The sequence below is a fragment of the Sedimenticola hydrogenitrophicus genome, assembly GCF_029017505.1.
GTDB classification, from domain to species: Bacteria; Pseudomonadota; Gammaproteobacteria; order Chromatiales; family Chromatiaceae; genus Sedimenticola; species Sedimenticola hydrogenitrophicus_A.
This window is the reverse complement of sequence record NZ_JAQGEI010000053.1, coordinates 1-22593: the sequence shown is the minus strand read 5'-3', so window position 1 is coordinate 22593 and position 22593 is coordinate 1. Positions and strand designations below refer to the sequence as shown.

Sequence of the window (22593 nt, the reverse complement as noted above, 5' to 3'; positions counted from 1 at the left end):
GATCTTACGGATGCAATGTTGGAGCAAGCCGAATTGAGAGTTAGGAAGAGTGGATGGCGAAATGTTTTCCTCGTTCAGAGCGACGCAGCCATGTACTCTTTCCCAAGTAATGTTAATGGCATCTTTTCTTCTTTCGCTCTAACGCTCGTCCCAGAGTATCAAGCCGTCATTGAACGAGCGTGGCACGCCCTCGCTGATGACGGCAGGTTCGTACTCTTGGATTTCAAGAAGCCTGAACAGTGGCCGCTTTGGGTAGCGAAGCTTGGGGTCGCTATCACCAAACCATTTGGCGTTACATTGGACCTTGCTGAACGAAAACCATGGGAAGTAATGAAGACCTATTTCCGAAATGTAACCGTCACCGAATTGTATGGTGGCTTTGTCTATATAGCGGTCGGAGAAAAATAGAAGGCGGAAAAACCGGGGCATGATTTAATTGTTGTGCGGCGACTACGTCGTGCTGGTGCGCGACTTTCATGCCGACCCGGCGCTCAGCACCCCATCCAACACGCTGTTGACGGTGTGACAACCGGGCTCAGCGGGCGAAATCCGGGATGCGAAAACGGCGCCGGTAGGCGCCCGGAGTGACGCCCGTCAGCCGCTTGAAGAGGCGGCGAAAGAACGCGGGCTCTTCATAACCCACCTGCCAGCTGATCTCATCGACCGACGCCTCCGTGCGTTCGAGCCGGCGCTTGGCATCTTCAATGCGCAGCCGCTGCACGTAGTGGATGGGTGCCAGCCCGGTCGCCTGGGTGAAACGGCGTTTGAATGTGCTGTCGGAGAGACCGGAGCGCTTGATCATCTTTTCCACGGGGCTCGCTACGGAGAAGTGCGTCGCCAGCCACTGCTGGGCGGACAGGATGGTGCTATCGCCGTGATCGTTGCGGCCCTCGAAGACGATGTAGGGGGCAAGCCCGTCCTGATGCCACTGCAGCGCGAAGAGCCGTGCCACCTCCTGTGCCGCGGTCGATCCCGCATAGCGGGCGATGAGGTAGAGCACCAGGTCGTGCCAGGTCATGGAGGCGCCGGAGCTGATCAGCTCCTCGCGCCGCCCGGCGATCATCAGCACACGCTCCGGATGGATGGGCACCGCCGGGTAGGTGGCGGCGAACGTCTGCGCATAGCCGTAATGGACCGTCGCGTCCTTGCCGTCGAACAGCCCTGTCTCGGCGAGCAGAAACAGCCCCGAACAGGCCGAGCAGAGCAGCGCGCCACGCGCGTGCATGGCGGTGAGCCACGCGACCAGCCGCGGGTAGCGTCCGCGCTCCCATGCGTTCGTCCGCAGCAGCACCGACGGCACGATGATCACATCGGTCGCGGCGATCTCGTCGATGCCGCGTTGGACGCTGATCGGCACGCCGCTCGCCAGGTCGAGCGGCCCCGGGCGCTCGCCGACGATCTCGATGTCAAAAGGCGCCGCGGGCGCATGCTCCGCTGCCGTAGCGCCCATGATCTTGAATGCGTTCATCACGTCGTAGATGCCGCTCAAGGTGGAGATCACCGCATCCGGGATGGCGACGATACTGATGCGCACCGGGTCCGCGCCGTGAACGGGGGTTTGGATTCTCATCGCGTTTGAGCTTAGCAACGAAGACCATCAAGCGCCACAAAAACGGCCCCCGCTCCGCAAAACCGGCCCGCACCGACATAAACGAACCGGTTCTGACTCATCACGCTCTGCCCTCCCGGGGCGGCACCGGCGATCATTCTTCCAGCGCCGGGATAGTCCCGTCCGCACCACCTGCAGGAGAACACCTCGATGGATGCCCTGACAATCGATCAGCACAAACTGGAAACATTTCTCAATCGCGCCGTCGGCGACCTCTCTGCCGGTTACGGCGGTGTGATGGTCAGCCTCGGTCACAAGCTGGGTCTCTACAAGGCGATGGCCGGCGCCGGGCCAGTCAGCTCGCAGGAGCTGGCCAGCCGTGCGCGCTGTGCCGAGCGCTATGTGCGCGAGTGGTTGAACTCCCAGGTCGCCGGCGGTTATGTCGACTTCCACGCGATCAGTGACACCTACGAGCTCTCCCCTGAGCACGCGGTGGTGCTGGCCGACGAGCACAGCCCGTACTTTATCCCCCATGCCTGGAACGTGCCGGCGTCCATGTGGCTCGACGAAGCCAAGGCTGTGGAAGCCTTCCGCACCGGCAGCGGCGTTGCCTGGGGCGATCATGACGGACGGCTTTACTGCGGTGTCGCAGCCTTCTACCGCAACGCCTACCGCGGCAGTCTGGTTGCCGAGTGGTTGCCGGCGCTCGATGGCGTGATCGGAAAACTCGAGGCCGGCTGCACCGTGGCCGACATCGGCTGCGGCTACGGCCACTCCACGGTGCTGATGGCCGAGGCGTTTCCCGGTTCGCATTTCTACGGCTTCGACGTGCACGAGCAGTCCATCGCCGAGGCACGCCGCAATGCGCAAGAGGCCGGCGTCGGCGACCGCGTTAGCTTCGCGACGCAGACCGCAGCCGGTTATCCCGGCGGCGGCTACGACCTGATCTGCTTCTTCGACTGTCTGCACGACATGGGCGATCCGCTGGCCGCGGCACGCCACGCCGCCGAAGCACTGGCGCCCGATGGCACCGTCATGCTGGTGGAGCCCTTCGCTAACGACCGGGTGGAAGAGAACATTTCGCCGGTCGCACGGCTCTACTATGCCGCATCGACGACGCTCTGCTGCGCGCACTCGATTTCGGAGGGCGGGCACCTGGTACTCGGCGCGCAGGCGGGCGAAACGCGGATTGCCGACGTGTTCCGCAAGGCGGGATTCAGCCACTTTCGACGCGCAGCCGAGACGCCGTTCAACCTGATCCTCGAAGCGCGGCTGTAACCCAGCGGCGCCGTGTCCCGCGGCAGTACGCGGGACACGGTACCTCGCCCCGGACTGCTCTGGCAGAAATGAACTGGTTTCGACAGATCATGCACTGTCGCCGTCCGCTGCACCGGCACGACACACCACCCACGGGAACAGACCATGACCCTGTACACGAAAGAGACGCTTGCCCTGTGCCGACTGGCCGGCCCGCTGGTGCTGGCCTCCCTGGTCTTCATGGCGATGTCGGTTACCGACGTCGTGATGATGAGCTGGCTGGGTCGCACCGCCCTGGCGGCCGGCGCCGCGACCAGCGATCTGCAGTCCATCGCCTTCTACCTGATGGCGGGGATCGTCGCCGCCGTCGCACCCCTCGTCTCCCATGCGCGCGGTGCGGGCGACTCGCGGGCGATCGAACGCGTTACCCGCCAAGGGTTCTGGGCTGCGGCTCTCGTCGGCCTGCCCGGGGCGGCGCTGGTGTGGAGCGCCGCGCTCGTCCTGCAGCAGATCGGTGTTGACGCGGCAATTGCCGCGCTCGCAGCGCCCTATGCCCACACGCTGGCCTTTGCCTTCGTCCCCATGCTGGGCGTCATGGTCTGCCACCACTACCTCTCGGCGCATCAGCGCACGCGGCTGCTGCTGGCCGCCGCGACGCTTGCGCTACCGCTCAATGCGCTGGCCAACTACGCGTTGATGTTCGGCTACCTGGGCATGCCGGCGCTGGGGTTGGCCGGGGCCGGTGTGGCCTCGGCGATCGCCGCGGCGGTGATGTTCGCCTTCATGCTGGGCTGCCTGATCCGCGACCAGCGGGCGCGCGGCTACCGGCTCTTCGACCGTTTCCTGACACCCGACTGGCCTGGCTTTCGGGAGATCCTGTGCATCGGCCTGCCCATCGGCATCCTGAGCCTCGGCGAGGTGGGCGCGGCGCTGCTCTCGACCGTGGTCATGGGCGTCTTCGGCGCCGATGCGCTGGCCGCCCATGCGGTGGCGTTGCGCTGCGCGGGCGTCATCTACGCGCTGCCGCTCGGCCTCGCGCATGCCGCCACGATTCGTATCGGCTACTTCGCTGGTAGCGGCGACCACGACGCCGTGGCGTGCACCGCGAAGACGGCCCTGTGGCTTGCGCTCCTGGTCGGCTGCGCCTACCTGGCCATCATCAATGCTGCGAGCGGTGCCATCGCGCAAGCCTTGCTGGGTACCGGCGACCCGGCGACCCCGGTGGTCTACCAGGCCGCTCTCTTTCTCGGCGTGCTGGCCGCCTATCAACCGCTGCTGTGCGCGGGCACCGTGCTGAGCGGCGTACTCCGTGGCGTCAAAGAGACGCGAACACCGATGATGATCTCGCTCGTCAGCATCTGGGGGATCGGCGGCGCGACGGCTGTCGCCCTGATTGTGCTCTTCGATACGGGCGCCCTGGCGCTCTGGCTGGGCTTGGCCGCCGGAGCCGCAACCTTTGGCCTGGGCATGCTGGGTTACTTCACCAGGCTTTGGCGCAAACAGGGCACGCTGCGCATGGCGATGGCGGCAGAGACGTAGCAGCGCGACCTTAAGGCTTGACGGCCCGCCTCCAGCGGGGCCGTCTCCCGCTCACAAAGGGATGCGAGAAGTAATGATGGAGATCACTGCTGTCCCATAAACTCCCTCTCCCTCCGGGAGAGGGTTGGGGTGAGGGGATTGGATAAGGTAACTCGTTGATTATTTGAACCCCCTCATCCTGTCCTTCTCCCTGGGGGAGAAGGGACGCACTAATTGCCTTTGCATGTCTTCGTGTTTCGTTGTTGGTTTCAATATCATTCATAAACAATGGGTTGTAATGGCACAATGCAAGATTTTATGGGACAGCAGTGGATGGAGATTCTGAGAGCTGCACTCATCGGCGTGATCGCCACCACCCTGGCCGACCTCTGGCAACAGCTGCTGAAGCGCGGTGCCGGGCTGCCGATCGCCAACTGGCGGCTGATCGGGCGCTGGGTCGCCGGTATGCCCCGCGGCAGGTTCGTCCACCGCTCGATCGCCGCTGCGGCCCCCGTGGCGGGCGAGGCCGCCATCGGCTGGACCTTTCACTACCTGGTTGGCATTGCCTACGCGGGCCTCTATCTGGCGATCGTCCGGCTGTGGCCCGGGGTGGGTCCGGGCCTCTTTGGCGCGCTCGCCTTCGGCCTCGCCACCCTGGTCGCGCCCTGGCTGGTCATGCAGCCCGCCCTCGGCTTCGGCGTCATGGCCCGGCGCCTGCCCAATCGGTGGGCCATGACGGTGGTGACCGTCAACACCCACCTGGTGTTCGGCTTAGGGCTCTACGCCGGCGTGCTGGCGGCCGGTCTGCTGGCGGGCGCGCCCCGGCCTTCGTTGGCCGGAGCCGATCCGGCCGCGTCCATCGCGGCGGTCACCGACGCCGATTACTACGACAACGGCGCCCCGCCGCCCGCCATGCCGCTAAGGTCTTGCAGTGCGTCCAGCCCCTCGCCGATCATTCGGATAGAGGGCAGTAGTCACTTTTTATTCGTCTTATTGCCTGCTGCCAGCCCTGCAACAGGGCATCCCGGTCGGCGGCCGGCAGGTTGGGGCTGAATTCGGCCTCCTGTTGCCAGTTCTGCTGCAGGTCATCGAACGAGTCATAGATGCCGCTGTGCAAACCGGCCAGATAGGCGGCGCCCAGCGCGGTGGTCTCGGTCTGCCGCGGGCGCTGCACCGAAATATTCAGCACGTCCGCCAGGAACTGGCACAGCCAGTTGTTCTTCACCATGCCGCCATCGATCCGAAGCTGGGTAGGCTGGACGCCATCCTCCGCCATGGCCTGAAACAGATCGTAGGTCTGGTAGCAGACCGACTCCAGGGTCGCCCGGACTATCTCCTGAATCCCGGTCCCCCTGCTGAGGCCAAACAGCCCGCCGCGGGCCTCGGCATCCCAGTGCGGGGCGCCGAGCCCGGTAAAGGCGGGGACCAGGTAGACCCCCTTGTTGTGTCCGGCAGCCTGTGCCAGGGACTCCGTTTCTTCTGCCGAGCCGATCAACCCCAGTCCATCCCGCAACCACTGGACGGCGGCACCGGCTACGAATATCGAGCCCTCCAGGGCGTAGGTTGTCTCTCCGCCGAGGCGATAACCGATGGTGGTAAGCAACCGGTTTTTCGACTGCGCGGCCTGGTCGCCGGTGTTCATCACGACAAAACAGCCGGTACCATAGGTGCTCTTGATCATCCCCGGTTGAAAACAGGCCTGGCCGAACGCCGCGGCCTGCTGGTCACCGGCGATGCCGCCGATAGTCAACACCTCCCCCAGCAGGTCGGGGTCGGTCTGGCCGAAGTCACAGGCGCTGTCTCTCACCTCGGGCAGCAACGCCGCCGGGATATTCAGCAGGGCCAACATCCACTCGTCCCAGCGGTTTTGATGGATGTTGAAAAGCAGGGTGCGGGACGCATTGGTGGCGTCGGTGGCGTGAACCCGTCCACCCGTCAGTCGCCAAAGCAGAAAACTGTCGATAGTGCCGAAGGCCAGATCCCCCCGCTCGGCCCGGTCGCGGGCCCCGGGCACATGGTCCAGGATCCAGGCCAGCTTGCTGCCGGAAAAATAGGGGTCCAGAAGCAATCCGGTCTTCTCCGTGACCGTTGGTTCATGGCCCTGCTGTCTGAGTGCCTGGCACTGCTCAGAGGTTCTTCTGTCCTGCCAGACAATGGCGTTATAGATCGCCGCGCCGCTCCGACGATCCCAGACCACGGTGGTCTCCCGCTGATTGGTGATACCGAGCGAGGCAATCGTTCTGCCCATCGCCCGGCTGGCCGCGACCGCATCCCGGGCCACCGACAGGGTGGTCGACCAGATCTCTTCCGGATCATGTTCAACCCAGCCGGACTGGGGATAGTGCTGTGCGAACTCCTGCTGGGTGGAGAAGCATGACTGACCATCCCGCTCAAACAGCATGGCACGTGAACTGGTGGTTCCCTGGTCAATGCTGAGAATCAGTGGATTGTCTGACATTTCACGCTCCATGGCTCAATTTATCTTTAGATTGTGGCTCAGTTGTGCCGGCAACCCAACCGGCTGATGTTCGTTAATCTGAAAAAACGAACAAATAATAGCCGCAATCGGTTCGTTTTTGGCCCAATGGGTACCCGAGAGTGGATATTCGTAGCGAGTGAGCCACTCCGCTAACCGACGATTGTACGACTTCAAACCAAGAAAATCGGTTAAATATGTATGGCACTTACTTAAGGCGAATTGCAGGATTTTCGTCATTCCGGCGCAGGCCGGACAAAAGCGCGAAGCGCGTTGAACGACTGAAAGTCGGCCCGAAGGGTGAGCGAAGCGAATAATCCAGGAATACCGCCACCACTAAGCGGTCTGGATGCCATCCTTAGGTCCGTAAACGGTGCATCCCTGCACCACTCCTCCGGCCTGCGCCGGGATGACGGTGGTTCTTGGCTTAAGTAAGTGCCATTCCGGTCAAATATCGCCTTTTTTTCCTTGCAGCCAGTAAAGCCACGGGGATGCTTGGCCATTGTCTGCACATATATGTGAATAAAAAGTGATTTTTTTGTGGTTGCAATGTTCGAAATAAGTCATATTATTGCTCATACGAACACATATTATAGCCTAAACGAAATTTATATGTGCGAGTGTCAACCGTTCAATGCGACATAATAATCAACCGGAGGAGAGTTAAATGAGAACCAATATTGCTGTCGTGCTCGCGACAACTGCACTCTGTTTCTCACCGGGGGTATTTGCCGACAAGGCAGATGCTGAGAAATGGATCAATAGCGAGTTCCAGCCATCAACGCTGAACAAGGATAAACAGCTCGAGGAGATGGAGTGGTTCATCAAGGCCGCCGAACCGTTCAAGGGGATGGAGATCAACGTCCTCTCCGAGACCATCCCCACCCATGAATACGAGTCCAAGGTGTTGACCAAGGCCTTCGAGGAGATCACCGGCATCAAGGTCAATCATCAGCTGCTGGGGGAGGGTGAGGTCGTTCAGGCGGTGCAGACCCAGATGCAGACCAAACGGAATCTGTACGACGCCTATATCAACGATTCGGACCTGATCGGTACCCACTCCCGGCTGCAACTGGCCATCAACCTGACCGACTGGATGGCCGGCGAGGGCAAGGCCGTCACCAATCCGATGCTGGATCTCGACGACTTCATGGGGATCTCCTTCACCACCGGCCCGGATGGCAAACTCTACCAGCTCCCGGATCAGCAGTTCGCCAACCTGTACTGGTTCCGCTACGACTGGTTCCAGCGTCCGGAGCTGAAAGCGCAGTTCAAGGAGCGCTACGGCTACGAGCTGGGCGTGCCCGTCAACTGGTCGGCCTATGAGGATATCGCCGAGTTCTTCTCCGTGCATGTAAAGGAGATCGACGGCCAGCGAATCTATGGCCACATGGATTACGGCAAACGGGCCCCCGATCTGGGCTGGCGCATGACCGATGCCTGGTTGTCGATGGCCGGGGCCGGCAGCCAGGGGTTGCCGAACGGTCGTCCGGTCGATGAGTGGGGCATCCGGATGGAAGAGAACTCCTGCAACCCGGTCGGCGCATCGGTCGCCCGCGGCGGGGCCACCAACGGTCCGGCAGCGGTCTACGCGATCCGCAAATGGGATGAGTGGTTACGTAAATATGCACCGCCTGGCGCTGCCAACTATGACTTCTACCAGTCACTACCGGCGCTCTCCCAGGGCAATGTCGCACAGCAGATCTTCTGGTATACCGCCTTCACCTCATCCATGGTCGCGCCCAAGAGCGATGGCAACAATACCGTGGATGACGCAGGCATGCCGCTGTGGCGCATGGCGCCATCTCCCCACGGGCCTTACTGGGAAGAGGGACAGAAACTCGGTTATCAGGATGCCGGCTCCTGGACCCTGTTCAAATCCACCCCGGTCGATCGGCGCAAGGCGGCCTGGCTGTATGCCCAGTTCGTGGTCTCCAAGACGGTTTCCCTGAAGAAGACCCATGTCGGCCTGACCCCGATCCGCGACAGCGATATCCGCCATGCCTCCTTCACCGAACGGGCGCCCAAGCTGGGTGGACTGGTCGAGTTCTATCGCTCGCCGGACCGGGTCCGCTGGACCCCCACGGGCGTCAATGTGCCGGACTATCCGAAACTGGCACAGATCTGGTGGCAGCAGATTGGTGACGTCAACTCGGGAGCCTTCACGCCGCAAGAGGCCATGGATCGTCTGGCGCAGGAGATGGATACCACCATGGGCAGGATGCAGCGTGCCGATGAGCAGGCCAATATCTACGGCGGCTGCGGTCCCCGGTTGAACGAAATGCAGGACCCTGCGGTCTGGCTCAACAAACCGGGATCCCCGAAGGCCAAGCTCGATAATGAGAAACCGAAAGGCGAAACCATCGATTACGATGAGCTGGTGAAGCGCTGGCAGTCAGCAAGCTGACGGCTGCCTAACCAAGAGGTGCCGCGGGTCTGCTCATGGACCGGTCGACCCGCGGCGGGTTTCACCTCTCCCGTTACGATCTAAAACAAAATAACTCAAGTTTCGGGGTTAAAATTCGGCAATAAATATCTCTTAACCTATTGATTGCAAAAATAAGTATTTCTCACGCAGGGTAAAATGAAGGTGTTCAAACTCAAGCTTCGGAATTCGCGGTACCTGTAGGGTGGATAAGCATCGGCGCATCCACCGCCATCTGATCATGGTGGATGCGCAAGCTTATCCACCCTACAAATTCAGCGATTCGGGCTTTGTGAAATGAACTCCGAAACTTGAGAGAATAAGTAAATACCGTGATCACGATTTCCAAAGATTCCAATCTGAATGCGCGTCAACGAAATATCCTCGACCATGCAAGAAGCGACGGTGAAGTTGAAGTGGATTCACTGGCGCTACGCTATAACGTCACGCCTCAGACGATCAGGCGGGACCTCAATCTGCTTTGCGGCTTGCGGCTGCTGCAGCGTGTGCATGGCGGCGCCATCGCCCACGATGGTGTCTCCAACCTAGGTTACGAGGCACGCAGCCGACTGGCCAGTGAAGAGAAAAGTGCAATCGGCGAACACGCCGCCCGGCTGATACCGGATGACTGTTCGCTGTTCGTCAATATCGGGACCACCACCGAGCAGGTTGCCCGCCATCTGGTCAACCATATAGGCATGCTGGTGATCACCAACAACATCAATGTCGTCAATACCCTGCGTCACTGCGAGTCGATTCAGGTGATGACCGCGGGTGGGGTGGTTCGACGCGAGGATGGTGGCATTGTCGGTGATGCAACGGTGGATTTCATCCGCCAGTTCAAGGTCGATTACGCCGTGATCGGTGCCTCGGCGCTGGAGGAGGACGGCACCATACTCGATTACGATCCGCGTGAAGTCAAAGTGGCTCAGGAGATCATCGCCAATGCACGTTCGGTGATTCTGGTGGCCGATGCCATGAAGTTCGAGCGCAATGCGCCGGTGCGTATCGGGAACATTTCCCAGATCGACTATCTGGTCACCGATTCACGCCCACCACACGGCTTTCACGAACTCTGCAAGGCGCACGATGTGGCCCTTGTCATCACCTCCGAGGCTTGACCATATGAAGCACCAGTCAGTGCCGGCACGGTGGGTCAGTGATCAGACAGGAAACCCCGATGTCTATTGAACTGAAAAGGGTGATCAAGCAGTCGGGGGCCGATACCCATATCTATGAAACCGACCTGAAGTTCGAGGCGGGCGGATTCAACATGCTGCTGGGGACCACCCTCTCCGGCAAGACCACGCTGCTTCGGCTGATGGCGGGGCTGGAGCGGCCAACCCGGGGCGAGGTCTGGTTCAATGGCCAGGATGTCACCGGCATAGCGGTTCAGAAACGCAATGTGTCGATGGTCTATCAGCAGTTCATCAATTATCCCAACATGACCGTCTATGAGAATATCGCCTCGCCGCTACGGGTGGTGCGCACCTCGGCAAGCCAGATAAAGGAGAAGGTGGGCCAGGTGGCCGAGCTGATGCGGCTGACCCCGATGCTGGATCGCATGCCCAACGAGTTATCCGGTGGACAGCAACAGCGCACGGCACTGGCCAGGGCACTGGTAAAAAGCGCCGACCTGGTACTGCTTGACGAGCCACTGGCCAACCTGGATTACAAGTTGCGCGAAGAGTTGCGCGAGGAGTTGCCCAAGCTGTTTCAGGGCACCGATACGACAGTGGTCTACGCTACCACAGAACCGATGGAGGCGCTGTTGTTGGGCGGGCACACCGCCACCCTGAGTGAGGGGCGGGTGACCCAGTACGGGCCCACGGCGGAACTCTATCACGCCCCGCGGGCGCTGATCACCGCCCAGGTCTTCTCCGATCCACCGATCAATACCAGCCGCATCAGTAAACGCGGTGGTCGATTTTATCTCTCCGAATCGGTCAGCTGGCCGGTTCCCGAGCGGATTGCCGGACTGGCCGATGGTGACTATACCCTCGGCTTCCGGCCGCACCATATCAATCTCCATCCGGTCGGCGAACGGGCTATCGAGGTTGAGGGACGGGTAATGATTACCGAGATCAGCGGTTCGGAGAGCGTGGTACACGTGCAGGTGGCGGAGTCGACCTGGGTCTCGCTGTCGCACGGTATCCATCTCTACCAGGTGGGCGATATGGCCCGGCTCTATCTGCAGACCAATCGCTGTTTCTACTTTGATTCGGATTTGCGGCGGATCGAAACATGACAAACCGCAGCCACTTTCCATTCACCACGAGATCCCACGGGGTCTCATCGCAGACGGGCGGCGCTTAAATGGCAAAAATCACCCTCGACAAGATCCGTCACAGCTATAGCGCAGAGTTGATGCGCGCGGGCGACTGGGCACTCAAGGAGATGGATGTCACCTGGTCGGATGGCGGCGCCTATGCCCTGCTCGGACCCTCCGGCTGTGGCAAGACCACGCTGTTGAACATCATCTCCGGGTTGCTGATACCCACCGAGGGTCGGGTACTGTTTGATGATGTGGATGTGACGGACCTGCCATCGGATCAGCGCCATATTGCGCAGGTTTTCCAGTTTCCGGTGGTGTATGACACGATGACGGTCTACGACAATCTGGCCTTTCCGCTGCGCAACCGCGGCATGCCGGCGGACAAGATTCGGGAGCGGGTGCATGAGATTGCACAGATGCTGGATCTGCAGGGGTCGCTCAAGCGGCGGGCCTCGGGCCTGACTGCCGATGGCAAGCAGAAGATTTCACTGGGCAGGGGACTGGTCCGCCCCGATGTCAATGTGATCATGTTTGATGAGCCGCTGACGGTGATCGATCCCCATCTGAAGTGGCTGCTGCGTTCGAAGCTCAAGGAGCTCCATCAACAGGTCGGGGCCACCATGATCTATGTCACCCATGACCAGACCGAGGCGCTGACCTTCGCCGACAAGGTGGTGGTCATGCACGAAGGGGTGGTGGTTCAGATAGGCACCCCGGTGGAATTGTTCGAGCGACCCAACCACACCTTTGTGGGCCATTTCATCGGCTCCCCCGGCATGAATCTGCTGGCCTGCGATCTTCGCGAGGGCAAGCCGACGATCGACGGCCACCCGCTGGAGGTATCCGCTCCGTTCACCCCGCCCGACACGGGGGTCCAACTGCAGATCGGAATCCGGCCGGAGTTCGTCAAATTGTCTCGCGAAGGGCTGGCCGTGGATATCGTCAAGGTCAACGACGTCGGGCGCTACCGGATTGTCGAGGCCCGTTACCAGCGGCAGGCGATCAAGCTTGTGGTCCCGGAGGATGAGGCGATCCCCGCGGATCGTGCCCACATCCTTTTCGATCCGGCACATACCCATCTCTATGCGGATCACTGGATACTGACATGAGGGTATCGCGATGAGTAATAAGACAATTAACAACAGGGCCTGGTGGCTGGTCACGCCGGTGGTGCTGCTGGTGGCCTTCAACGCCCTGATACCTCTGATGACCGTGGTCAACTACTCGGTCCAGGAGACCTTTGGCGACAACGTATTTTTCTGGGAGGGGGTCCGGTGGTTTGAAGAGGTGCTGCACTCCGAGCGCTTCCATGCCTCGCTGCTGAGGCAGCTCTCGTTTACCGGCATCATCCTGCTCATTGAGATTCCGCTGGGTGTCGCCATCGCCCTGACCATGCCCAAGAAGGGGGTATGGGTCTCGGTCTGCCTGGTGCTGATGGCCCTGCCGCTGTTGATTCCCTGGAATGTGGTCGGCGCCATGTGGAATATCTTCGCACTGCCGGAGATCGGCTTGCTGGGCAAGATGATCAACGGTCTCGGCATCGATTACAACTTTACCCGGCAACCCCTGGCGGCCTGGTTCACCACTATTTTGATGGATGTCTGGCACTGGACCTCCCTGGTAACGCTGCTCGCCTATGCCGGACTCTGCTCGATTCCCGAGGCCTACTACCAGGCGGCCAGGATTGACGGCGCCAGCCGCTGGGCGGTGTTCCGTTTCATTCAGCTGCCGAAGATGAAGCGGGTGCTGACCATCGCCATCCTGTTGCGTTTCATGGACAGCTTCATGATCTACACCGAGCCCTTTGTGCTGACCGGTGGCGGTCCGGGAAACAGCACCACCTTCCTCTCCATCGACCTGGTCAAGATAGCCCTTGGACAGTTCGACCTGGGTCCGGCGGCCGCCATGTCGTTGATCTACTTCCTGATCATTCTGGTGCTCAGCTGGATCTTTTATACCCTGATGATGCGCAACGAGGAGCAGTGATGAAACACGTTAAATGGCTCCCCCCGACACTCTATATTCTCTTTCTGCTGCTGCCGATCTACTGGCTGGTGACCATGTCGTTCAAGACCACCAATGAAATCCTGGGGGGTTTTTCATTGTGGCCCCAGGAGTTTACGCTGCGGAACTACGTTACGATCTTCACCGACCGGAGCTGGTATGTCGGCTATCTGAACTCGATCACCTACGTCACGATCAATACCCTGATCTCGGTCACGGTGGCACTGCCTGCCGCCTACGCCTTTTCACGCTACCGGTTTCTGGGCGACAAGCATCTCTTCTTCTGGCTGCTGACCAATCGCATGGCGCCGCCCGCGGTCTTTGCCCTGCCCTTTTTCCAGCTCTACTCGGCGGTCGGGCTGTTCGATACGCCGATTGCTGTGGCCCTGGCCCACGCACTGTTCAATGTCCCGCTGGCGGTGTGGATCCTGGAGGGCTTCATGTCCGGGGTCCCGAAAGAGCTGGATGAGACCGCCTTTGTTGATGGTTACTCCTTCTGGCGATTTTTTATAAAGATCTTCCTGCCGACCATTGCCGCCGGTATCGGTGTCGCCATGTTCTTCTGTTTCATGTTTTCGTGGGTCGAGCTCCTGCTGGCAAAGACCCTGACCTCGGTCGACGCCAAACCGATTGCCGCGATCATGACCAAAACCGCCAGCACCTCCGGCTATGAGCTCGGCCTGTTGGCCGCGGCCGGCACCCTGACCATCATCCCCGGAGCATTTGTGATCTGGTTTGTACGCAATAACATCGCCAAGGGTTTTGCCCTTGGTCGGGTTTGATCTGGGAGGATCGATTATGGGCTTATCCTGGATGGCTTGGACCTGGCCGACCGTCGCCTTTTTTATCTTCATTGCCCTGGCCATTACCACCATGGGGATTTGGGAAAAGTTCAGTCCCGGGGGGAACCCCCGGCGCGGCGTGCTGGGTCTGGATACCACGCGCGGTGACCGGCTGTTCATCTCGATACTGGGCAGTGCCTTCATTCATCTGGCCTGGTTGGGGGTGATGGGGACGCCGTTGTGGGGCGCCCTGATTATCTCCATTGCCTACTTCATTGCGGTATTCAAGTGGGTGTGACCCGCCCGTATCGGAAACGGAATAGCTGACCATGTCGCTTGATGAGACTCAACAGCCCCTGTTTGACCTGCTGGTTATCGGCGGCGGTATCAATGGTGTGGGTGTGGCCCGGGATGCGGCGGGTCGGGGGCTGCAGGTCTATCTGTGTGAAAAGGATGATTTGGCGCAGCACACCTCGTCCGCCAGCACCAAGCTGATCCACGGCGGTTTGCGCTATCTGGAGTATTATGATTTCAAGCTGGTGCGTCACGCCCTGCAGGAGCGTGAGGTGTTGCTGCGCACAGCCCCCCACATCATCCACCCGATGCGTTTCATCCTGCCGCATCACCAGGCGCTGCGTCCCAAATGGATGATCCGGATCGGTCTGTTCCTGTACGATCACCTGGGTGGCAGAAAACTCCTGCCGCCCTCCAATGGCGTGGATCTCCGCCGCCACCCGGCCGGTGCCGCGCTGAAGTCGAGCTATCGCGCCGGTTTCGAATATTCCGACTGCTGGGTACATGATGCCAGACTGGTAGTGCTCAGCGCCCGTGATGCCCAGTTGCGTGGCGCCACGGTCAAAACCCACACCCGCTGCATCTCCCTGGCCCGCCATCCGTCCCATTGGGAGGCGACGCTGCGGGACGAACGCAATGGAGTGGTCACCCGGGTACAGGCCAGGGCCGTGGTCAACGCCGCCGGTCCCTGGGTCGAGCAGGTACTGGCCAGCGGCGTTGCGGTCGGGCGGACGAAGGGGGTGCGCTTCGTCAAGGGCAGCCATATCGTCGTGCCCAAGCTGTTTGATCACGAGTATGCCTATATCTTTCAGCATGCCGATGGCCGGGTACTGTTCGCCATCCCGTTTGAACAGGACTACACCCTGTTGGGCACCACCGATATCGAATTGGCGTCGCTGCCGGACAAAGCCGAGATCACCAGCGAAGAGGTGGAGTATATCTGTCAGGCGGTGAGCGAGTATTTCAGCAAACCTGTGCAACCGGCGGATGTGGTGTGGAGTTTCAGTGGTGTGCGCCCACTCTATGACGATGCCGCCAGCAACGCATCGAAGGTGACCCGCGATTACAACCTACATCTGGACCGGGAGCAGGCACCGATACTGTCGATCTACGGGGGCAAGATCACCACCTACCGCAAGTTGGCCGAAGAGGTGCTGGATCTACTCTCCGGCTGTCTGCCGATAGATGGAGGCGCCTGGACGGCAGAGAGTTACCTGCCGGGCGGGGACATGGCCGATGCCGACTTCCGACACTTCCTGTCGATGGCCCAAAAACGCTATCCGGAACTGCCCGAGGCGTTGATCGCTCATTATGTCGGCCACTATGGCACCGACCTCCATCTACTGCTGGCCGGTTGCAGCCAACTGATCGATCTGGGGTTGCACTTCGGTAATCAATTGTATGAACAGGAAGTTCGTTACCTGATGCGCTATGAATTTGCCGAATCGGCGGAGGATGTCGTCTGGCGTCGGACCAAGCAGGGCATGGGCATGACCCCGGAACAAATCGCGGCGCTGGATGAATGGATGCAGACAGATCATTCGCCTCAATCGGAGGCCGGGCCGGATGTACATCATGGTTAATCGGGCGTGCGCAATTTATAACGATGGACTTGTCGTGTGACAGGGGCCGGAGTGATCACTCCAACCCCTAACTGCGTTAACCCGATCATTGCAAAAATCAACCTGTAGGAGCGGCGCCTCGCCGCGAAATCGGCCCGGGGGCGGGCCTCTTACAGGGTGCATTTCAGGTAACCATGCAACCTGTCTATTTCATCCGGCAGATAACGGGGTGAAATAAATCATTGGGCCATGATTAATGCCACTATTGGGTTAACGTGGATGCAGCCATCCTGGCAGCAAACTGTAGGGGTCGACCTTCTCCGCTTTGTTGTACGGTATGTCGCACCGGTCCATGATCTCAGCGAACTTGCCATTGTTGATTCCATCAAACAGATCGGTGCAGCCACCAATGAATTCTCCACCGAGGTAAATCTGCGGTAGTGTCTTCCATTGGTTTTGCTGGTTTAATACGGCACGCATTTTTTTGCCGCGATCACCTTCCAGGTATTCAACCGAGTCGATATCTACCGATCGATAGTCGACGCCATAGCGATCGAATATCTTTCTTACCGACCAGCAGAATTCGCACCATTCGAGCGCGAACATGACCACCGGTTCTGACCGATCTTCGACGATTTTCCTGATCTCGGCTATCGCCGCTTCATCCAGTTCCACTGCGGCTGCAGGTTCTTCCTCGTCGGGTGCTTCTTCGACGTCGAAACGGAAGCGTGGAGTTGATACCGATATGGCGATCTCTTCTTCATTCATGTCGTTGGAGATGCCATCGAACAGCGGGGTAGACAGGTAGCGTTCACCTGTATCCGGCAGCATGCACAGGATGTTGGTGCCCTCAGGGGCCTTCTCCGCCAGTTGTAATGCGCCGGCAAAAGTTGCGCCGGCAGAGATACCGACGAAGATGCCTTCCTTGCACGCCAGGTCTCTGGCGCATTGCATGGCGATTTTTCCATTCACCGGGATATAGCCATCGATGTTATGGGCTGCAAATGCATCTTCAGCCAGCTTGGGAATAAAGTCCGGCGTCCAGCCCTGCATCAGGTGGGGTTGGAAACCTGGATGACTTGCACTATGCGACCCGTCGGCATTACGTTGCTGTGGAATGCCAGTGGCCAACATCTGTGAATTGTCGGGTTCGCAGACCATGATTCGGGTATTGGGTATCTCCTGTTTCAATACCCGGGACACGCCACTCAGAGTGCCGCCGGTGCCAAATCCACTGACCCAATAGTCAAGTGTCATGCCGTTGAAGTCGTCGACGATTTCACGTGCCGTGGTTCTGGCGTGAATCTCCGCATTAGCCGGGTTCTGGAATTGCAATGATTGCCACCAGCCATGTTTTTCTGCCAGTTCCTTCGCCTTGGCGACCATGCCCGATCCCATTTCCGATGCCGGGGTCAGAATCACCTTTGCACCAAGAAAGCGCATCAAGCGTCGACGTTCGATGCTGAAGTTTTCCGCCATGGTGATGACGAGAGGATAGCCTTTTTGAGCGCAGACCATCGCCAGCCCAATGCCGGTGTTGCCACTGGTGGCTTCAACGATGGTTTGTCCCGGTTTAAGTTCGCCTCTACGTTCAGCATCTTCAATGACACCCAGAGCAAGACGGTCTTTCACTGATCCCATCGGGTTGAATGATTCCAGCTTGGCGTACAGATTAACGTGCTTGGGACCAAGGTTGTTGATTCTGACAACCGGCGTATGGCCAATCGTGTCCAAAATGCTGTCGTAGATTTTACCCATCGTAATGCCCTCTCTTTATTCCGTTAAAAATTGGAAATCTGTGCAGTGGAGGTGAGATCGTTACCAATGTTGATCACTTCATCTACCAGGTCAGTTACCTGTCGATGATGCGCTCTTGCACCAACAAAACAGGGCCGGATGGCCAGTTTGCCATTGATCATGACCGTACTCGGCATATTGCGAGTATTATGGACCAGCCTGCGATGAATACGCGTGTTCAAGTCGTTCAGGTCCTGCGTGGTTTGGCTGATATAGCGAAAACAGCAGATAGAAAGCGTCGGTGCCTGCACCACTTCCAGCTGTGGTGACTCGGATGCCAGTCTAGCCAACTCACGTGCCATGTCATTGTGTCGGCAGATTCGTTCTGCCAAACCCTGTTTGCCGATTTCCCGGATCAGTGCCCAGACGACGACACCGCGCGAAGGAGCCGATAACTCCAGGCCAAAATCGTGGTATGGAATGCCAAGCTGATCCATCGAATGTTCAGCCTCATCCAGCGAACAGGACCCTTCCAGGTAATCCGATGCGCCTTGGGTGAATGCGCGATGCAACAGTGCCCGGTCGCGCACAAAGGCCGCGCCGATGCCAATCGGAGCGCCTAACCATTTGTGTGGATCAACGATAACGGAGTCGATGAGTTCAATTCCCTGGTAAAGATGTCTAACCCGTTCATCGAGAATTCCCGGTAGACCGTATGCTCCGTCAACATGAAACCAGATGTTGTACTCTTTGCCAAGCATGCCAATTTCCTGCAAAGGGTCAATCGCTCCGGTGCTGGTTGTGCCTGCGTTGGCGACAATGGCAACGCCCAAGCGTTGGTTACGTGCATCTTCTTCGAGTTGGCGCTGCAGGCTTTCCGGTTTCATCCGTCCCTGTTCGTCAGATTCAATCGTGACAACGGCATCCCGTCCAAAGCCGAGCACGGCTGCTGCACGTTGAATGGTATGGTGGCTGGCAGCCGCAGCATAAATTCTGCCAGGTTGATTAATTCCGTCTTTCGCCGGGTCAATGCCGATTTGTTCGTAGGCCCACTGGCGCGCAGCGCCCAGGGCGATGATATTGGCGGTTGAACCGCCACTGCTGTAAACCCCTTTCACGTGAGCGGGCAATTCAAATAAGTCAGCCAGCCACTGCAGGGATTTTTCTTCAAGATAATTAAAAGCGTGCAGACCGAGTCTTTGTGGCGCGGCGACCAGTGCGGATAGATTGGCCAGTACGCCCATGCTGGTAGCGCCGGTGGTAATAAACACACTGCTACCAGGGTTTGGAATTTGTGAACCGTTGGGAATGATCACTTCACCCATTTCCTGTAGTACCCGCTCTATGCCAATGCCCTGCTGGGGAAGATCGATATCCAGTGCTGTGCGCCATGCGTCAGCATGTTTCATGGGGTCGTCATGTTGAAAGCGCATGTATTGATCAAGATAGCTCCCCAACTGTTCCAGTCGAGGTGAAATGTTGTCAAATTCTGCGAGTTCTTTTTTCATCGGCCATTACCATTAAAATTTAATGGTATTGACTGCGGGATTACGCTAACCCCGCAGTCAATAATCCGAGGTTAAATCATCACCTGTGCACCGCTTGCCAGGAAATCCATGGTGCGGGGGGCGCCGGCGAGCTCCACGCCTGGCCTCAGGTCATCTTCAGTAATCCCTTTCGCTTTCGCGCATACCGGGCACAGCCAGATCCTGCCGCCGTTGTCTACGAAGTCTTCAACCAGATCCTGCAGCGGCTCATAACCGTCGGCGACCAGGTTATCCGTGCCGCCCTTGATGCAAAGATTGGCTGCATCGGAAGTGGCGAATACAGCCGTTTCATTGTTGTGTGAAACGCAAGAAAGCGCCAGAATAAATGATACGGTTGCGCTCTCGACGTTGTTGGCACCGTTGGTGCAGTTAATAAGGAACTTCCGTTGTTGTGTTGCAGTAGTCATGATGTGCTCCTTTTGCATTACATGATTGAGTGGTTACGTGTGGAAAAAAGGATAGGGCTCTCTCCGATTTAATGCTTGAAGTTGCACTGACTTAATTCTGGAGAATTTCTGAATATTCGATATTTGGAGAAGGACGGAGGGGAATGCCATGCGATATCGATTCAATGTTTTCATTCTCGATACCGACCGTTTTGAGCTGAGCAAGAGTGGAGAGCGACTGCGCTGTGAGCCACAAGTTATTGAATTGCTGAAATTACTGGTCGAGAACCGTGATCGGGTAGTAAGCAAGGATGAGATCTATGAAACGGTTTGGCGAGGACGTATCGTCACCGAAGCATCTCTGAGCAGTCGTATCAAATCTTTACGACAACTGTTAGGTGACGATGCGCGAAATCAGCGGTTTATAAGAACCGTACATAAAAAGGGGTTTCAGTTTATCGCAACGGTTGATGATGAACCGGAGACGGCGGTGGAAACAGTTGCCGAGGCACCGGCAAAGCCCCTCAAGGCATCCGATAACACGCATCGACCAGCGGTTGCGGTACTGCCGTTTGAGAACCTGTCTGGTGCGCCCGATCAGGAATATTTCTCCGACGGCATTACTTCAGACATTATCACCCATTTATCGAAGCATCGCTGGATTGATGTGACGGCGCGCAATACCAGCTTTGGCTACAAAAACCGGGCTATCGATGTGCGTCAGCTGGGTGAAGAGCTGCGAGTGAATTATGTCGTGGAAGGAACCGTACAGCGGGCGGGCAATCGTATTCGTGTTTCTGCGCACCTGGTCGATGCCGGCACCGGCCACTACCTGTGGGCCGATCGTTACGATGGTGAAGTAGAAGACATCTTTTCACTGCAAGACCAGATTACCGAAAAGATTGTTGCGCGTATTGAGCCAGAAATAGGTTATGCCGAACGTAACCGCGTGGTGCGCTCCCGTCCCGCCAATCTCCAGGCGTTGGATTGTTATTACCTGGGTATCTATCATTTCTTCAAGTTTACCGGGGCGGACAATCTGGAGGCACAGCGGCTGCTGAAACTCAGTTGTGAGAAAGACGAACAGTTTGGCGAAGCCTGTGCATGGTGGGCCTATGCAGTGATTATGGGGATGGTTTACTGGGATACGCCGCCAACCCAGCAACTGATGGATGCCGCACTGGATGCCTGCGATACCGCATTGTCTCTGGATGGTCAGAACGCCAGTTTTCATGCCTTGAAAGCACGCATTTTGCTGGCGCGCTGTGAATACCATGCGGCGTTGATGGAAAATGCGATAGCCATTCAACTCAATCCCACCTTAGCGGCAGCCCATTGCGGCATGGGAGACTCGCTTGCTTACGAGGGGCGCTACGATGAATCGATGGCGTGCTTTGAAAAATCGATTGAACTCAGCCCGAATGATCCGCAACTATGGGCATTTTACACTTACGGTGCGTTGTCATTGCTGTTTAAACATGACTACGAGCGTGCATTGGAATGGCTGGACAAGGCGGCAACAATACCCAACTGTCAATACTGGACCACAGCCCACAAAGCGGTGGCGTTGGTTTATCTGGATCGCCTGGGTGCCGCAAAAAGAAACGTGAAATCTTTGCTGAAGAATAATCCAGGTTTCTGTCTGGATTTTGCGCGAGAAAAGCTGTTCTACCTCAAGATGCCCGAACAGATTGAAATGTACATCGATGGTTTGGAAAAAGCGGGCGTGCCGCACAGCATTTGATCGGTTACAGGCTCCCGACGCCACGGTATCATCGGGAACCTGTTGCAGTTATCGTACAGTGGCGCTGAAACCGACCTCTGACTCGATTTTGTCCTGTATGTCGTCCACGCTGGTCAATTCCTCATCGTATTCAATGGTGGCGCTGTGATCTTCCAGACTCGCCGCAACGGATTTCACGCCTGGCATCCTGCTGACTGCAGAGCGTAGCAACACCGGGCAGGCTGCAGAGGTCATGCCACCAATCTGTAGTTGCACCACCTTGGATTGTGCTGCTTGAGCCTGGGTGAACCCGCCTGTCGCAAGGATCAGCGCGCATAGCAGTGTGAGTGATTTGGTCTTCATGCGGTCACCTTACAGGTTGGGTAATACGACGAATTCAAACAGATTGATGCCGACTACCACCAGGGTGCAACCCGCTAACAGATTACGCTTCATGAAATGGCGACGCTTGCTGGTGCAGCAGGTTTTGCTGTTATAGAACAGGTACAACGCAGCGGCCAGAAGCAGCATCGACACGATAGCGGCCGGCAGGGTTAGGTAGCTGTAGCTGGTTATCCAACCCAGACCACTAAAACCCAGGGCAATACCGGCCAGCCATCCTATGCAGGACATGCCGGCGACAAGTGATGCCAATACGCTGGCGATGCCGGCAGCGATGCCGGCCGATTCATTCTTCAGTAGATATGCAGTCATGATTTTCCCTCCGTTGGTGTTGATTGCATGGTGAAATGATAGGGCGGAGGTATCGCAATAGCTTGAAGTCGGAATGGAGGTTTTCTGATGAATTTGTGAATTTTCAAACCCGGATTAAAAAGGTCAGGGCTGAATGGCACTTGGTTAAGCGCAACTATAAGGATTAACTGAAAAAAGGAACGGACCAGTGGTGGGCTGCAAATCGCCAGGGTCAGCACCTGCCAGCGGAGTCGATCTTCATGCATGCAATCCGTACTGCTCGCCATCGGCGACACAGCCGCAGCAACGCTTATCGGGCCGGCTCTGACCCGAATGGCACTTACTTAAGCCAAGAACCACCGTCT

20 protein-coding genes are annotated in these 22593 nt (G+C 58.1%); 13 read left to right on the top strand and 7 right to left on the bottom strand.

The features are described 5' to 3' along the window. Positions 1 to 408, top strand: a 408-nt coding sequence (locus tag O9K64_RS22075) for a class I SAM-dependent methyltransferase (RefSeq protein ID WP_275100285.1), incomplete at its 5' end; no start/stop codon positions are given. 127 nt (positions 409 to 535) lie between these two features. Here the strand turns inward: O9K64_RS22075 and O9K64_RS22070 are convergent. After that, positions 536 to 1570, bottom strand: a complete 1035-nt coding sequence (locus O9K64_RS22070; RefSeq protein WP_275100284.1) for a GlxA family transcriptional regulator — start codon at positions 1568 to 1570, stop codon at positions 536 to 538. 189 nt (positions 1571 to 1759) lie between these two features. On the opposite strand from O9K64_RS22070, the gene O9K64_RS22065 reads away from it, so the two are divergent. From O9K64_RS22065 to O9K64_RS22055, 3 genes are all read left to right on the top strand, one after another. Continuing rightward, positions 1760 to 2827: a class I SAM-dependent methyltransferase gene (locus tag O9K64_RS22065; RefSeq protein ID WP_275100283.1), complete on the top strand. Its 1068-nt coding sequence runs from the start codon at positions 1760 to 1762 to the stop codon at positions 2825 to 2827. Between the two features lie 144 nt (positions 2828 to 2971). Further along, entirely contained in the window at positions 2972 to 4345 is a 1374-nt protein-coding gene (locus O9K64_RS22060; protein ID WP_275100282.1) for an MATE family efflux transporter, read from the top strand. Positions 4346 to 4657: 312 nt separating this feature from the next. After that, entirely contained in the window at positions 4658 to 5377 is a 720-nt protein-coding gene (locus O9K64_RS22055) for a DUF2938 family protein (protein ID WP_275100281.1), read from the top strand. Here O9K64_RS22055 and glpK read toward each other — a convergent pair. Then, complete coding sequence (gene glpK, locus O9K64_RS22050; RefSeq protein WP_275100280.1) at positions 5277 to 6782, bottom strand: glycerol kinase GlpK; 1506 nt, start codon at positions 6780 to 6782, stop codon at positions 5277 to 5279. The two genes, O9K64_RS22055 and glpK, sit on opposite strands and share 101 nt — an antisense overlap. Positions 6783 to 7467: 685 nt before the next feature. Between glpK and O9K64_RS22045 the strand changes: the two genes are divergently transcribed. From O9K64_RS22045 to glpD, 8 genes are all read left to right on the top strand, one after another. After that, positions 7468 to 9207: an ABC transporter substrate-binding protein gene (locus O9K64_RS22045; protein WP_275100279.1), complete on the top strand. Its 1740-nt coding sequence runs from the start codon at positions 7468 to 7470 to the stop codon at positions 9205 to 9207. A gap of 350 nt (positions 9208 to 9557) precedes the next feature. Continuing rightward, positions 9558 to 10346 carry a DeoR/GlpR family DNA-binding transcription regulator gene (locus O9K64_RS22040; protein WP_275100278.1) on the top strand — a complete coding sequence of 263 codons (789 nt, stop codon included), beginning with the start codon at positions 9558 to 9560 and terminating at the stop codon, positions 10344 to 10346. A gap of 59 nt (positions 10347 to 10405) precedes the next feature. After that, on the top strand, positions 10406 to 11473 hold the full coding sequence (locus tag O9K64_RS22035; protein WP_275100277.1) for an ABC transporter ATP-binding protein: 1068 nt from the start codon (positions 10406 to 10408) through the stop codon (positions 11471 to 11473). A gap of 68 nt (positions 11474 to 11541) precedes the next feature. Then, positions 11542 to 12609 carry an ABC transporter ATP-binding protein gene (locus O9K64_RS22030; protein ID WP_275100276.1) on the top strand — a complete coding sequence of 356 codons (1068 nt, stop codon included), beginning with the start codon at positions 11542 to 11544 and terminating at the stop codon, positions 12607 to 12609. Between the two features lie 10 nt (positions 12610 to 12619). Then, a complete protein-coding gene (locus O9K64_RS22025; protein ID WP_275100275.1) occupies positions 12620 to 13486 on the top strand; it encodes a carbohydrate ABC transporter permease in 867 nt (288 codons plus the stop codon). Beyond that, on the top strand, positions 13486 to 14286 hold the full coding sequence (locus tag O9K64_RS22020) for a carbohydrate ABC transporter permease (RefSeq protein WP_260295864.1): 801 nt from the start codon (positions 13486 to 13488) through the stop codon (positions 14284 to 14286). The genes O9K64_RS22025 and O9K64_RS22020 overlap by 1 nt, the downstream gene beginning before the upstream one ends. A gap of 16 nt (positions 14287 to 14302) precedes the next feature. Beyond that, positions 14303 to 14584, top strand: coding sequence for a DUF2160 domain-containing protein (locus O9K64_RS22015; RefSeq protein ID WP_275100274.1), 282 nt, complete (start codon positions 14303 to 14305; stop codon positions 14582 to 14584). 31 nt (positions 14585 to 14615) lie between these two features. Next, the gene (glpD, locus tag O9K64_RS22010; protein ID WP_275100273.1) at positions 14616 to 16163 is read left to right on the top strand and encodes a glycerol-3-phosphate dehydrogenase; all 1548 of its coding nucleotides are present in this window, start codon (positions 14616 to 14618) and stop codon (positions 16161 to 16163) included. Positions 16164 to 16412: 249 nt separating this feature from the next. Here glpD and cysK read toward each other — a convergent pair whose 3' ends face one another. The 3 genes from cysK to O9K64_RS21995 all read right to left on the bottom strand — a co-directional run bounded on the left by cysK (position 16413) and on the right by O9K64_RS21995 (position 19833). Next, complete coding sequence (gene cysK / locus O9K64_RS22005) at positions 16413 to 17900, bottom strand: cysteine synthase A (RefSeq protein ID WP_275100272.1); 1488 nt, start codon at positions 17898 to 17900, stop codon at positions 16413 to 16415. 23 nt (positions 17901 to 17923) lie between these two features. Beyond that, a complete protein-coding gene (locus O9K64_RS22000; protein ID WP_275100271.1) occupies positions 17924 to 19387 on the bottom strand; it encodes a pyridoxal phosphate-dependent decarboxylase family protein in 1464 nt (487 codons plus the stop codon). Between the two features lie 71 nt (positions 19388 to 19458). Continuing rightward, positions 19459 to 19833 (bottom strand): DsrE family protein, encoded by a 375-nt coding sequence (locus tag O9K64_RS21995; RefSeq protein ID WP_275100270.1) that lies wholly within the window; start codon positions 19831 to 19833, stop codon positions 19459 to 19461. A 148-nt stretch (positions 19834 to 19981) separates the two neighbouring features. Between O9K64_RS21995 and O9K64_RS21990 the strand changes: the two genes are divergently transcribed. Next, complete coding sequence (locus O9K64_RS21990; protein WP_275100269.1) at positions 19982 to 21556, top strand: winged helix-turn-helix domain-containing tetratricopeptide repeat protein; 1575 nt, start codon at positions 19982 to 19984, stop codon at positions 21554 to 21556. Positions 21557 to 21604: 48 nt separating this feature from the next. Here the strand turns inward: O9K64_RS21990 and O9K64_RS21985 are convergent, their stop codons facing one another. After that, complete coding sequence (locus tag O9K64_RS21985; protein WP_275100268.1) at positions 21605 to 21898, bottom strand: heavy-metal-associated domain-containing protein; 294 nt, start codon at positions 21896 to 21898, stop codon at positions 21605 to 21607. Positions 21899 to 21907: 9 nt separating this feature from the next. After that, positions 21908 to 22249 (bottom strand): hypothetical protein, encoded by a 342-nt coding sequence (locus tag O9K64_RS21980; RefSeq protein WP_275100267.1) that lies wholly within the window; start codon positions 22247 to 22249, stop codon positions 21908 to 21910. Positions 22250 to 22593 lie beyond the last annotated feature (344 nt).